The sequence below is a fragment of the Devosia sp. CAU 1758 genome, assembly GCF_054482695.1.
The window spans coordinates 206,004-220,117 of sequence record NZ_JBTLRJ010000004.1 but is presented as its reverse complement, the minus strand read 5'-3'; the positions used below and the strand labels follow the sequence as shown (position 1 = coordinate 220,117).

8 protein-coding genes are annotated in these 14,114 nt (G+C 64.5%); 2 read left to right on the top strand and 6 right to left on the bottom strand.

Annotation, left to right across the window (positions count from 1 at the left end):
* The first annotated feature begins 5 nt into the window (after positions 1-5).
* Together pheT and ACXYMS_RS14515 are read left to right on the top strand one after the other, a co-directional pair.
* Positions 6-2,426, top strand: a complete 2,421-nt coding sequence (gene pheT / locus ACXYMS_RS14520) for a phenylalanine--tRNA ligase subunit beta (RefSeq protein WP_458907405.1) — start codon at positions 6-8, stop codon at positions 2,424-2,426.
* A gap of 178 nt (positions 2,427-2,604) precedes the next feature.
* Entirely contained in the window at positions 2,605-3,894 is a 1,290-nt protein-coding gene (locus ACXYMS_RS14515) for a bifunctional folylpolyglutamate synthase/dihydrofolate synthase (RefSeq protein WP_458907403.1), read from the top strand.
* A gap of 145 nt (positions 3,895-4,039) precedes the next feature.
* Here the strand turns inward: ACXYMS_RS14515 and ACXYMS_RS14510 are convergent, their stop codons facing one another.
* From ACXYMS_RS14510 to ACXYMS_RS14485, 6 genes are all read right to left on the bottom strand, one after another.
* Positions 4,040-5,713 carry a glycoside hydrolase family 3 protein gene (locus tag ACXYMS_RS14510; protein WP_458907402.1) on the bottom strand — a complete coding sequence of 558 codons (1,674 nt, stop codon included), beginning with the start codon at positions 5,711-5,713 and terminating at the stop codon, positions 4,040-4,042.
* A gap of 126 nt (positions 5,714-5,839) precedes the next feature.
* Complete coding sequence (gene trxA / locus ACXYMS_RS14505) at positions 5,840-6,163, bottom strand: thioredoxin (protein WP_458907400.1); 324 nt, start codon at positions 6,161-6,163, stop codon at positions 5,840-5,842.
* A gap of 288 nt (positions 6,164-6,451) precedes the next feature.
* Positions 6,452-6,775 (bottom strand): thioredoxin, encoded by a 324-nt coding sequence (gene trxA, locus ACXYMS_RS14500; protein ID WP_458907806.1) that lies wholly within the window; start codon positions 6,773-6,775, stop codon positions 6,452-6,454.
* Positions 6,776-6,940: 165 nt separating this feature from the next.
* A complete protein-coding gene (addA, locus tag ACXYMS_RS14495) occupies positions 6,941-10,390 on the bottom strand; it encodes a double-strand break repair helicase AddA (protein WP_458907398.1) in 3,450 nt (1,149 codons plus the stop codon).
* Positions 10,387-13,410, bottom strand: a complete 3,024-nt coding sequence (gene addB / locus ACXYMS_RS14490; RefSeq protein WP_458907396.1) for a double-strand break repair protein AddB — start codon at positions 13,408-13,410, stop codon at positions 10,387-10,389. The genes addA and addB overlap by 4 nt, the downstream gene beginning before the upstream one ends.
* Complete coding sequence (locus ACXYMS_RS14485; RefSeq protein ID WP_458907395.1) at positions 13,407-14,099, bottom strand: nucleotidyltransferase family protein; 693 nt, start codon at positions 14,097-14,099, stop codon at positions 13,407-13,409. Before ACXYMS_RS14485 ends, addB begins: the two co-directional genes overlap by 4 nt.
* Between the last annotated feature and the right edge of the window lie 15 nt (positions 14,100-14,114).

The window sequence follows — 14,114 nt, the reverse complement described above, 5'->3', positions numbered from 1 at the left end:
AACAAATGAAATTCACCCTCGATTGGCTCAAGGAACACCTGGACACCAATGCCTCTGTCGACGAGATCGGCAAGGCCCTGACCATGATCGGCCTCGAGGTGGAAGGCGTGGAATCGCAGGGCAAGGCGCTCGAGGCCTTTGTCACTGCCCATGTGGTGTCGGCCGAGCAGCATCCCAATGCAGACAAGCTGCGGGTCTGCAAGGTGGATGCCGGCACCGGCGAATTGATCGACGTGGTCTGCGGCGCGCCCAATGCACGCACCGGTCTCAAATCCGTCTTCGCCTTTCCCGGCACCTATATTCCGGGCAAGGACATGACCATCGGCAAGGGCAATATTCGTGGCCAGGTCAGCAATGGCATGCTCTGCTCCAATGCCGAACTGGAATTGAGCGACGACCATGACGGCATTATCGAACTGCCGGCTGATACGCCGGTGGGCGTCAAATATGTCGATTATGCCGGCATCAATGGCGTGGTCTTTGACATTTCCATCACCCCCAATCGTGGCGATGCCACCGGCGTTTATGGCGTGGCGCGCGATCTCGCCGCCTTTGGCCTCGGCACGCTCAAGACCACCGATTTCTCGCCCGTGCCCTCGCAGGGCAAGAGCTCGATTGCGCCGCTGCCGCATGAGTTTTCTGCCGATGAACCCAAGGCGATCCGCAAGTTTGCCGGGCGCTATATCGCCAATGTGAAAAACGGTCCCTCGCCCGACTGGCTGCAGGCGCGCCTGCGCGCCGTGGGCCTCAGGCCCATCAACAAAGTCGTCGATATCACCAATCTGGTCTCGCTCGGCTGGGGCCGCCCGCTGCACGCCTATGACACCGATAAGGTCGAGGGGCAGATGGTGCTGCGCAATGCCCGCGGCGAAGCCTTCGATGCGCTCGACAACAAGGTCTATACACTCGACGCTTCAATGACCGTGATTGCCGACGACAAGGGGCCCCTCTGCCTCGGCGGGATCATGGGTGGCATCCGCTCGGGCGTGACCGAGACCACCAAAAATGTCTTCATGGAATGCGCCAGCTGGGACGCCGATCTCATTGCCCAGACCGGCCGCAAGACCGGCATTGTCTCGGATGCCCGCTACCGGCTTGAGCGCCATGTCGATCCGGCACTGACCGAGCCCGGCATGGAACTGGCCACGCGCCTCGTGCTCGACCTCTGCGGCGGCACACCGATGGAGCCGGCGATCTCGGGCGAGGATGTGTTTCCCAATACTGTGGTTGAATTCCCGCTGGCCGAAGTCAACCGCCTCACCGGCCTGACCGTTTCAGCCGAGGAGATCACTGCTATCCTCGGCCATCTCGGCTTTGCCAGCGAAGGCAACGGCCCGGTTCTTTCGGTGAAAGTGCCGAGCTGGCGCCCGGATGTGACGCAGAAGGCGGACCTGGTCGAAGAGGTCATGCGCATGGTCGGGGTCGACAATGTGCCGGTGGAGCCGCTCACCCGGCTCAACCATGTCGCCCCGCGCATGCTGACCACTATCCAGAACCGCCGCCGTGTTGCCCGCCGGGCCCTTGCGGCGCGGGGGCTGGACGAAGCCGTCACTTGGAGCTTCATTTCCAATGCCGACGCCAGCCGCTTCGGTGGCGGCAGTGAGGACCGGCAATTGGCCAATGCCATCGCCTCGGACATGACCGATATGCGGCCGTCCCTGCTGCCGGGTCTGATCGCCGGGGCTCGCCGCAACGCCAATCGCGGCTTTGCCGATGTGGCGCTGTTCGAGGTGGGGCAGATATTCCTCTCCGATCAGCCCGAGGGGCAGCACACCTATGCTTCGGGCGTCCGCACCGGCACGGCAAGGCTCACTGGCTCGGGCCGACACTGGTCGGGCAAGTCCGAGGCGGTCACTGTCTGGGATGCCAAGGCGGACCTGGCTGCCGTGCTCGATGCGCTGGGCGTCGATATTGACAAGGTGCAGGTGCTGCCAGAACCCGCCAGTTGGAGCCATCCGGGCCGGGGCGGGCGTATTGCCTTGGGTCCTAAGGTGACCCTTGGATGGTTCGGCGAACTGCACCCGGCGCTTTGCACCGAACTGGACGTCGAAGGCCCGATCGCCGCCTTCGAGATCGATCTCGATGCCCTGCCCGAGCCGCGCCGCAAGCCGACGCGCACCAAGCCGGCGCTGGAGCTCAGCCCATTCCAGCCGGTGTCGCGCGACTTTGCCTTTGTCATGGACAAGTCTGTCGCGGCAGCAACTATCCTCCGCGCGGCCAAGGGCGCCGACAAGGCGCTGATCAGACAAGTGGACATTTTCGACGTCTTCGAAGGCGCCCATGTGGGCGAAGGCCGCAAGTCCGTCGCCATCGAGGTTACCCTTCAGCCCAGGGACAAGACCCTGACCGACGAGGAGATCGATGCGGTCTCTGCGGCGGTGGTTGCGGCTGTGACCAAGACCACGGGCGGGGAATTGCGGAAGTAGCGAGCCTTTACCCTCCCCTTTGCGGGGAGGGCAGCGCAGCTTGCCCTAAAGGGGCTTAGCGAAGCTGGGAGGGGAGTGGCGTGCACCGTGACACACCCCCTCCCATCCTCCCCCCGGTCAAGGGGGAGGTGCCGGGCCGGTGGTATGACCGGCATTGTGCCCAACCTCGGAGACTGAATTGTCCCGCACAGACGCTATTCTTGCCCGCCTCTCCAGTCTCCACCCCAAGCTGATCGATCTCAGCCTTGATCGCATGCTGCCGCTGCTGGAAAAGCTGGGCAACCCGCAGGACCACCTGCCGCCGGTGATCCATGTGGCCGGCACCAATGCCAAGGGCTCGACCATTGCCTATCTGCGCGGTTTCCTCGAAGCCGCCGGCAAGACGGTGCACGTCTATAATTCCCCCCACCTGGTGCGCTTCAACGAGCGCATCCGCCTCGCCGGCACGCTGGTGGGCACGCGGCTGCTCAATGCGGCGCTGGAAGAGGTCGAAACGCTCAATAATGGCGACAACATCACCTTTTTCGAGGTGACCACGGTCACCGCCTTCAAGCTCTTTTCCGAGACCCCTGCCGATTTCCTGCTGCTCGAAACCGGCATGGGTGGCACATTCGACACCACCAATGTGGTCAGGCAGCCGCTCGGGACCATCATCACGCCCATCGATTATGATCATCAGGGGTTTTTGGGCAGTTCGATTGCCGAGATCGCCTCCAACAAGGCGGGCATTCTCAAGCGAGGCGCGAAATCTGTGATGGGCATCCAGCACGACGAGGCGCGTCCTGTGCTCGAGCGGGCGGCGCGGCGGCTGGGGATCACGCCGATCTGGCAGGGCGAAGAGTTCCATGGGTCCGAACAGGATGGGCGACTGGTCTATCAGGACGAGGACGGGTTGCTCGACCTGCCGCCGCCGGCGCTCAAGGGGCCGCATCAGTTCGATAATGCCGCGCTCGCCATTGCGGCGACGCGCCATTTCGGCCTGCCAATCGATGAGGCCGCCATTGCCGAAGGATTGCGTCGCGTTTCCTGGCCGGCGCGCATGCAGCCGGTGCGGACCGGCAAGCTGCGCGCCCTGCTGCCAGAAGGTCACGAACTCTGGCTTGATGGCGGGCATAACGCCCATGGCGCAGCGGCGCTGGCGCGGACCATTGCCGCCATGCCGCCAAAGCCTCTGGTGCTGATCATGGGCATGATGAACACGCGCGCACCCGAGGATTTCCTGGCGCCCCTCCGCGACCTTTATCCCGCCCAGGTGCTGACGCTGACCATTCCGGGCGAAGCCAATGCCCATCCTGCCGAGGATATCGCGGCCCGCGCCCGCGCAGCCGGATATCGGGCCAAGGGCGCGCGCTCGATAAGGGCGGCGCTCAGCGCTGCCGCAGGGATCGAGAATGCCCGCGTGCTGATCTGCGGTTCACTCTATCTCGCGGGCGACGTGCTGGCGAAGAACGGGACCGTGCCGGACTGACCAGGGTGGCCGCCCTCGCCCTTCGAGGTCGCTTCGCGGCACCTCAGGATGAGGTCTCAGGAAAACCCGGACTGGAGAGAGTTCTCATGGTGAGGTGCTTTGCGTGGCAAAGCCTCGAACCACGAGGGCGACGATCATCCAGTGATCAATATTTCCCCTGCTCACTGCCACAGAACGGATCCACCGGGCTCTTGCCGGCAAAGGGCGCCCGCCCCATCAGACACTCGACCACGGCCGCCTGCATGTCCTCGTTTGAGCCATAGGCGTTGACATAGGTGGGCACGCGCGGGGCGTCGTGGAGGTAATAGGGGAAGCCCAGCGACACCATGAGCGTGGGCACATCATGCCAATAGCGTTTCATGGCCCCGAACACATTGCCGGTCAGCGCCTTCCAGTTGAGAAAGATGCGCTGCCGCGTCAGCAGCGTTTCCTCCGCCAGCAGATAGAGTACCAGGTCAAAATCCCTGGCATTCACCTGCATTTCGGGCGTGTATTCGGTGATCTCGAAACCCTCCTGAGCCAGCAGGTCGGGCAGCGACAATGGCAGCGGCACGGGCACGAAGGGCTGGATGGCCCCGGTCGAAAAAATCAGCACACGCTTGTGCCGGGCCGGTGAGAGCGGCAGAAGGCTCGCAACATCCTTGACCAGGGTCGGCACCCTGGCGCTGACCGCACTGGCCGTCGCCTTGCTCTCGGCGCGTGCCATGACGGCCTCGGCACTGGTCAGCGCCGGCTCGGGACGATCCGGTTTGTGGAGGCCCAGTGCGGCCTTGAGGGCGAGCACACGGGTGACAGCTTCATCGACCCGCTCCTGGGTCAGCCGCCCGTCGGCGACGGCCTTGACCAGATACATCAAGTCCGCAGTGGGGTCGTCGGAGAAGAGGATCACGTCGCAGCCCGCCACCACGCTTTGCGGTATGGTCTCTGAACGCGGACCCCAGTCACCAAAACCGGCCATCGGCGTGGCGTCGGAGACGACAAGGCCATTGAAGCCCAGTTTTTCGCGCAGCAGCGTCTGGTTGAGAAGCGGGCTCAGGGTAGCCGGGCGATAGGCCTCGGCGCCGGCATCGGGGTCGAGTTCGCGCACAAAGGCGGGAAAGGCAATATGGGCCGACATGACGCACATCACGTCCGCCTTGATGGCGGCGCGATAGAGGCGGCCGAAGCCTTTTTCCCATTCATCGACCGACAACGGGTTGACCGTGGTCACCAGGTGCTGATCGCGGTCGTCAAATCCCTCGCCGGGCCAGTGCTTCACGGTCGCGGCGACGCCCTTTGCCTGGAAGGCTTCGATCTGGGCCAGGGCGTGGCGCTCGATGCGATCAACATCACTGCCATAGGAGCGGGTGCCAACAATTGCGCTCTGGAATGCCTTATTGATGTCCACGACCGGGGTGAAGCTCCAGTTGAGCCCCACAGCGCGGGCTTCTTCGGCCATGAGCGTGGAAATGGCGCTGGTCGCTCCCACGTCATCGACGGCGGCCAGGCCCAGCGGGTTGGGCACTTCGGTGCCGAAGGGCAGGCTCATGCGACTGCCCTCTAGATCGGCGCTGACCAGCATGGGCACCGGTCCGGTGCTGTCGATCCGGCGCATGAGGTTGATCTCATCAGCCAAATTGGGCGAAAACATGCGGGTAATGCCACCGGGCTTGAAACTGCGCAGGGACTCGAGCGCCTCGTCCGCCCCGCCATGCGAAATCAGCACGAAGAGTTGGGCCAGCTTGTCGCGCGGCGATAACCCGTCGCGGGTTTCATGCACCCAGGTCAAAGCCTCCTCGTCGAGGTTGAAGGGGGCGGCGGAAAGGTCAATGGCGGCCAAGAATGGGCTCCCCGTCTTTTATAGTTCTTGTTGTCTTGGCTTAGCAGAGCCCGCAGGACGTCACCAGAATGCAAGACACCGCCGGACTGACCCGGCGGTGTGGCGGAATTCGGTACGGCACAGCAATCAGGCGGCGTGCTGTTCCAGCCATTTGATTAGCTGCACCCGGCTTTGCCCGGCGCCGACCTTGAGATCGACCGGCTGGCCGTCCTTGAAGATGATGAGGGTCGGCATGGAGCGCACATTATATTGCACGGTGATGCCGGGATTGGAGTCGACGTCGAGCTTGACGATCTTGACGCTGGCCGACAGTTCCTCGGACAGGGCCTCGATCGTGGGCTCCATGGCCTTGCAGGGCGGGCACCATTCGGCCCAGAAATCCACCAGAACAGGCTTGTCCGCGCCCAGAACTTCCTCGGCAAAATTCGCGTCCGTCACATTGAGCGCCATGCGTTTCCTCCATCGGCATCGAGCGATGACGCTAGATCGAGTCGAGTTATGAGGGAAGGGATGGATTTTTATCCCCGCGGGTTTTGAGAGTTTGGTTTGGCGCCCAGCGATGACTGCCGCCGTATCCATTTCGATTGAATCGAAATGGGGCTCTAAGTCTTTGGAATATCGCGTGATCGAACCGCAAAAGTCTGCAACTTTGCTGATCACGCTCTAGCGCGCCGTCCATACAAAAACACCGCCGGATCGCTCCGGCGGTGTTTTCATCAAACTGCTATTCGCCCGGCCTTACGCCGCATGGCCTTCGAGCCATTTGGTCAGGCCCGCCTTGGGCGTGCCGGCACCAATCTTCATGTCGGCTGCTTCGCCGCCCTTGAACAGGATCATGGTGGGGATGGAGCGCACACCATATTGGGCAGCAATGCCGGGGTTCTCGTCAACATTGAGCTTGACGATCTTCACCTTGCCCTCAAGCTCGGAGGAGAGCTCGTCCAGCACCGGTGCAATGGCCCGGCAGGGGCCGCACCATTCCGCCCAGAAGTCCACCAGGACGGGTTCGCTGGAATTGAGGACTTCGAGACCGAAATTGGCTTCGGAAACGGCTTTGGTCATGGTTTTCATGCCTTTTTTCACTACCACGCCGGATGCAGCGGCTCGGGGCCGGGCATCGCGACGCGCTTGAATATTTCAGGTCCGGAGCGCCTAGATGGCTGTTCCGGAAGCGGCGGTCTGTTTGCTCTCAAAGCTGGTGCGAGTCCAGCCTTCCAACAAGCCCGATCACCTGAGGGTGAAGGTCGCACGCGCCTGTTCGAGCAGCCCGTTCGGTAAATTCATCAATGATTCCAACTCTGTCCACAGGATTGCCGCGCGCACGGACCGCCCGGGGAAAAGCTGACCTGCAACCAGTGCATACAATCCTAGCTGTGTGAGATAGTTCCCCGGCACGTCCGAGGGCCCGCCGGGCACCGTCGCGTCGGACTTGTAGTCCACCACCAGCACCCCCTGTTCGTCAACCACAAGACGGTCGATCCGGCCGCTCAACCATACAAGTTTCCCCCGCTCCTTAGCCCGGATGCGAAAAGGCAGTTCGGCGCGGCTCATCGGCCCGAACAATTGCGCCAGAGCCGGCTGCGTGAGGATGGAAACAGCCTTTGCCGCCACGCGAGTGTGAATGTGCTCGAACTGGGGCAGCAGGCTTTCGACCGCTAGGGGCGCAACGCGCTCCCAGTCCGTTCGCTCCACCCGGCCCAGATGTTGCAGCAGGGCATGCAGCGCCAGGCCCTCGTGTCGGGCCGCCTCGGCGTCACGCACCGTCTCTGCCTTGGTTGCCAGCACGCCAAGCCGCTCGCCGGCTCCGGCGGCATAAGATGGGCGCACCAGCGCAATCTTGTCAGGCGCCGGCACGGAATCCAGTGAGAGCCCTGCCCTGTTCTGGCGTTCGGCCGCTGCCACGGGATGGAAGCGGGCCTGCAACGGGGCGGGGAAGACTTTGGCTAGGACCTCACCCGCCGCATCAACCATCGGCTGGGCCTGATCGCCCAGTCCCCGTTCCACGGCCTCGTACCAGGACCCCGCAAGCTGGCTGTCGGCCGATTTCAGGCCCAGCGGCCCGGTGACATATAGCTCGTCCTCGGCCCTTGTCATGGCGACATAGAGCCGGCGCCAATATTCCTCGGCCAGGGTGGCGTCGATCTGCTGGCGCAGCGCGGTCGTGGCCGCAACATGCTGGCCCCTGGATGCGGCATGGATCAGGAGCGGGCCTTCTGGCTCGCCGATAATATAGACCGGTTTGCCGGTCTGCTGAGGGCTGGGCTTGCCGGTCGCGTCGGCGAGAATGACGATGGGGGCTTCCAGGCCCTTGGCGCCATGCACAGTCATAACCCGCACGCCGCCGCCGGTTTCGGCCAGTTCGCGCTTGATGGTCACGGCGCGGCGGCGCATTTCAGCGGCAAAACCCTGGAGCGAGGGCTGCGCGCCCTGTTCATGGACCAGCGCCAGGTCGAGCAGTTCGGAGAGGACATCATCAACTTCCGTGCCCAGGCGGGCATGGAAGCGCTTGAGACCACCCTCGCCATAAAGCACGCCAGCCAGAAATTCGAAAGGTCGCTCCATGTCGAGCGCCGCCCGCCAGCGCCCGAGTTGCTCTGCCGCCTGCCGCGCCGCCGGAGTACTGGCGGCAAACAAGGCCGACCACAATGTCTGTCCAGTCGCGCGGGGATTGGCGAGAGCAAAGAGATCGCTTTCGGAAAGATCGAAAAGCGGTGAGCGCAGCAGGGCCGCCAATTGCAGATCATCGGCGGGGTTGAGCAGCACATCGATCAGCGCCAGGAGGTCCAGCACGGCGATATGCCCGGTCACAGCCAGCCGGTCGGCGCCAGGGGTGGGCAGTCCCTCGGAGCGAAGGGCTCGGATGATCTCCTGGAACAGCGCCCCGCGCTTCTGCACCAGGATCAGCACATCATCGGCCGCGACCGGCCGGTTGCGCTCGCCCAATATGCGGCCCCGGTCGATCCAGGCGCGGATTTCGCTGGCAATGCGCTGCGCGATCCGGCGATTGGCGCTCTGCTCGGCCTCCACCGCTTGGAGCGGCCACACGCGGGTGTCGCGCTCGGGCTTGATATCCTGCACCGGCGGCCAGAGGGTGACGATCCCGCCCCCCTGACTGCGGGCGGGCTGATGGATGATCTTGTCCATCGAGAGCAGGGCCGTCTGGATATCGGCGCGGTCGCACACCTTATCCACGGCCTCAAGTATGCCCGAAAGGGTGCGAAAGCTGGTGTGCAGCCTGACGTTCCGGAATGGTTTTTCGGCCTCGAGCGCCCGCCGCGCCATCTCCCGCCCGGTCTCGCCGAACAGCACTGGCTGTGCGCCCTGGAAAGAATAGATCGACTGTTTCTGGTCGCCCACGGCAAAGATCGAGCGCGGCCGGCTCACCGCCCCGGCACCGGTGAAGAACTCCTCGGCCAGCGCCTTGACCACCCGCCACTGACGCTCATTGGTGTCCTGGCTTTCATCGACCAGGATATGATCGATGCCGGCATCAAGCTTGTATTGCACCCAAGAGCCGAGCGCCTGGTCGGCAAGCAGGTCGCCGAGCTTTTCGATGAGGTCGTCGAAATCGAGCAGGGCATGGCGACGTTTTTCGGCCTCGTAGCGCGCAGCGATGGCCGCCACCACGTCGAGTACCGCCTCGCTGCGCTCGACCAGACGGGCGGCGGCAAACTGGGCTTCCAGCGCGAAGACCCTGGTGCGCTCGGCCTCCAACAGGGGCTGTAATGCCGGCATGGTCTTGCGTTGATCGGCATTGATCAGGTTGGCGCGAGGCTGCTTGTTCTTCTCCTTGTCCTCGGTCACGAAGAGGTCGCAGAGTTGTTGCGCCGTCAGCCGATCAGGATTGAGCCGGGCCACAAGGTCGATGAAGCGGGCACCCTTGGTCTTGCCGGGATCAGCATCGAAACTGCCGACAATTTGCTGCCAGACCGTCCTCGTCAGCGCGGTTTCGGCAACCAGTGCCGTTGTGATTTCCTTGGCGGTGCCGGTGGTGCCGACCAGTGCGCGCAGGTTTGCCTTGGCCCGGGGGATGTCTGCCAGAACGGGTTTCAGCCTTGCGCCTTCGCCCAGGGCCGCGCTCACGGCCTCGGTGATGGCGTGGTCGCTCATCAGGCCAAAGAGAGTTTCCACGGCCTCAGCATTGTCGCCGCCGCGCAGGCCTTCGGCCAGCACGGCCTCGCGCGCCGCGAGCAGCATATTGACCTGCCGGTCATCCTCGATGACGGCAAAGTCGAACGGCACCCTGGCCTCGATGGGGAAGCGATGCAGCACCGCCTCGCAAAAGGCGTGGATGGTCAGAATTCGCAACCCGCCCGGCGTTTCCAGCGCCTGGGCAAAAAGCATGCGCGCATCCGCCAGCAGCTTGGGCATTGGTTCGCGCCCGATAAGATCGCGAATCTGGCTGCGCAGCCATTCCTCCTCTGCGACCGCCCATTGCGCCAATCGTTCCCCGACGCGTTTGCGCATCTCGGCGGCCGCCGCCTTGGTATAGGTGAGGCAGAGAATGGATTGCGGCCGGACCCCGGCCAGCAGCAGTCGCAGCACCCGATGGGTGAGCACGAATGTCTTGCCGGCGCCGGCATTGGCTTCCACCCAGATGGAGTAATCGGGATTGCTGGCCAGCGCCTGGCTGGTGCGGGTGTCGGATGGGATGTCGAGATGGCCGCGATCGCTCATGGCTCCTCCTCCCCGTCCACGGCAGTCCACTCGGCGACCCGGGCCAGATGGTCATAGGCGCCGGCAAAGCGCTGACTCTTCAGAGGCAGGAGCCGAGAGGGCAAGGCGGTCTCGTGCATCAGGAAGAAGTCGATCTGCGCCTGCATGCGCCCGAACACCTGGTCGGCCGCCTCCATGACGCTCATGTCGTCCGGCGTGGCGAAATCGCTCGGCTTGAAGGCCTCGGGCCCCAGGCCAATCTTGATATAGGTAAGAGCGCTGGTATCGGCAGGCGCGATATCCTTGAGGCCGCCATGCACCGCCATCAGCGCCTCGACCGGCAATTGCGGCGCCTCAAAGGCTTTCATGCTCGCTGGTGCGGGCGGTGAACCGGTCTTGAAGTCGAGAATTTCCAGCGTCCCATCCGTGAGCAGATCCACCCTATCGGCCTGGCCGGTGATGGCAAAGGGCTCGGCGAACTTGAGATCCCAGCGGCCCGAAACTTCGGCATGGCGTTTGAGCACGCGCGCGTCCCGACCGCGCTCGAAGTCGAGAAATTGCTCGGCGGCAGTGGCAAAGCGCCTTAGCCAGATGTCGCGGCGTTCGCCAATGGCGTCGAGCCCGGCAAATTCCTCGGCGGCGATTTCCATTAGCCTGGTAGTGGCGTCGGGCGATGCCGGATCACACTGCTCGAAGACAAAACGGGCGAAAATGGCGTGAATGATGGTGCCGCGCTCGCGCGCATCGGGGTCCTCGCCCAGCGCATCGAGCGGTTTCAGGCGCAGCACATGCTTGGCATAGAGATCATAGGGCGAACGCATCAGCGTCTCGATCTCGGTGACCGAAAGTTTACGCGGCCGCGTGTCGAGTGGTGGATTGGGCAAAGGCCGTTGGGCCGGGCGAACGGTCTCCACCGCATCGATCTGCCTTGCCTGATCGATCCAGACCGCACCGCGCAGGCGCAGGGCCTCTGCCGCCCCTGCCCCCACAAAGGCGTCGAGCCTTTGCACCAGCCGCGAAGGCAGGGAAGGACTGGAGCCGACGCGATCAGCGTAGCAGAGGATGACATTTGCATTGCCGATGGCCTGGGCGAAGTCATGCGCGGCGAGGCCCTGCATGCGCTCGGGCGGCTCCAGCCCCGCCTTGAGACGCATGCCGCGGCTGAGCCAGGGGCCCGGATCAGCGGGGCCGGGCCATTTATCCTCGTTGAGCGCGCCCAGAATCAGCACATCCGGGCTCATCAACCGCGCTTCGAGCTGGCCCCAGATGGCAATGTCACTGCGCCGGTCCTCGGGCACGCGGTTGCGCACCTCGACCCCTGCCATCAGCGCTGCCAGTACATCCTCGAGCCCTTGGGGAGCGAAGCGATGACCCTCGCCGGTCAGCGCCTGCATCTCCGCGACCCAGGCGGCCAGTTCCTCACGGCCAGGCAGGGGTGCGTTGGCGCTGACGGCCTCAAGGCTTTCACCCAATGCCTGGGCCAGCGCCGAGGCCGGCATTTCGCGCAGGGCCACCAGCGCCATGAGCGGGGCAATCGCGGATTCGAGCCGGTCGAACAGGCTGGCAATATCCCTGCCGCGCTCAGGGGTCAGCTTGCGCGCCGGATATTTGAGATCGCCCTTGAGGTGGGCCGCCAGCATGGCACGCAGGCCGGCAATGCCCGGCGCCGGACGCTGGCCGCGCAAGAGGCCGAGATCAATGTCATCGGCAAGGGCGGCCACGGCGCCGCGCTCGAGGCCCAGATTCGTTGCCCGGTTGCGCAGCAGGGCCAGCACGTCGACCGGGGCACAGAGGCCGGTGACCAGGTTCAGCACCTGCCGCGCCAGCCGCCCGGCCGAGGCATGGAACAGCGGCGTGCCGGCAGCATCGTCGACCACGATATCGAAGCGCTTGAGTTCAGCGGCGATACGTCGCGCCAGGTTGCGGTCGGGGGTAACGATGCCCACGCTCTGGCGCTGCTCCAGCGCATCGCGGGCGGCCAGCGCCACGGCGCGGGCCTCTTCGTCCTCGTTGCGCGCCCGGATGATGGAGACGCCCGCAAGCGCCGCGTCCAGATCGGAATCGGCCAGGCGCCGGGTCGACCATAAAGCCGTCTCATCGGTCGGCGCCAGCGCCAGATTGACCAGGCGGGTGCGGGGATGATCCAGCCGGCACAATTCGGTCACCTGCCCCACACCGGCGCCGAAGACGCGCAGGAGATGGGCCAGACCATATTGCGGATGGCCATGGGGATTGGTGGCCGGATCGAGCAGCGCCTCATGGGTCCGGGGGGTAAGTTCCATGTCCAGCCCCGGCAACACCACTGCGCCGCGTTTGAGGCCGGCTATGGCCTTGAGCAGCCGCGCCGTGGCCGGGATGGAGCCGGTCGAACCGGCCGCAATCACCGGCCTGTCGCCGAAGAGGAAAGGCGCAGCACCGGCCTGCCGGTCAAGGCGGATGCCGCGCAGGGAAGCGGGGTCGCTCAGGTCATCGGCGTCAAGCCAGGCCGGCCAGGCGCTGAGCGCAATATCAAGGAATTGCAGCGTCTGCTGCCAGTAATTGCCCAGCTCCTGTTCCAGGTCGTTGCCCAGGGCCCGAATATCGGCGGGGGTTCGCTCCTCGATGATCAGGTCATCGATCAGCGTCCCCAGCGATTCTGCCATGGAGAAGATTTCCGCGGCGGTGGGCGGGGTGGCAAAGGCCTCGCGTCCCTGCTCGGTCCTGGCCCAGCCGGCCACCAGGCGCGAGAGAATCAGCCGGCGCTGCAACCGGCTGGCGGGCTTTTTGAGCGGCGCCGCGTCGAAGGGTGGCAGGAAGGGTTCCTCGTCTTCCACCTCCCCGCCAAAGGTGCGCAGGTCGGGCAGGAGCCCGGAAAAGCCTGGATGATCGGCAAAGGCATCGGCCAGCGCCTCGCGGGCGCGGCGCGTGGGCAGGATGATGGTGACATCGCTGAGCCAGAAGGGTCCGGTCCGGTCCCACTTGCCCAGCAGGCGTCCATCCATCACTGCCTCGACGAGGCATGGCAGGAAGGGCGTATGCGGGGCGATGGAATAAAGGCTCATGCGAGAAGGGCCCGCTCGGCGGCGCTGAGAGCCTCGGGGTCCGCGACATGGAACCAGGGCGCGTCGAGCACCACGCCCTTGAGGCTCTCGCGCTCCAGCGCCGCCTCGAACAGGCGGTTGAGCGAAAATGCTCCCTCCGGTGCGTCTTCAAAAAGGGAGCGTCCGAGCAACGCCACCCCGGCGTAGATCACCGGGGCGCCGTAATCGAGGGTGATATTGCCCATGGGATCAAGACAGAAATCATGGCTGCGGCCAAAGCCTGTGGCACGCGAGGGCTGCACGCAGAGCAGTATGATATCGTCCGGCTCGGCGTGGCCTGCCAACATGCGCGCCAATGGCGCATCGCTGCCGGCGGGCCAGAAGGCATCGGTATTCATGATGAAGAAGGGGTCCGAATGGAGCATGGGCAGTGCCGCCCGGACGCCGCCGCCCGTGCCCAGCAGCTCGTCCTCGCGATTGACCTTCAAGAGCCCTCCGAAATGGGCCAGCAGTTGGTCGGCGCGGTAATGGGCATTTGCCACAAAGCGCGTGGCGCCCTCGGCCCGGGCATTGGCGATGATCCGCTCGATCAGCAGCTGTCCGGCCACCGGCACCAGCGGCTTGGGTAGGGTGTCGGTGAGCGGCCGCAGCCGCGTGCCGAGGCCGGCGGCGAGCAGCATTACATCGGGGAATCGGACAGGCTTTTCCATGCCCCGGATAGAACA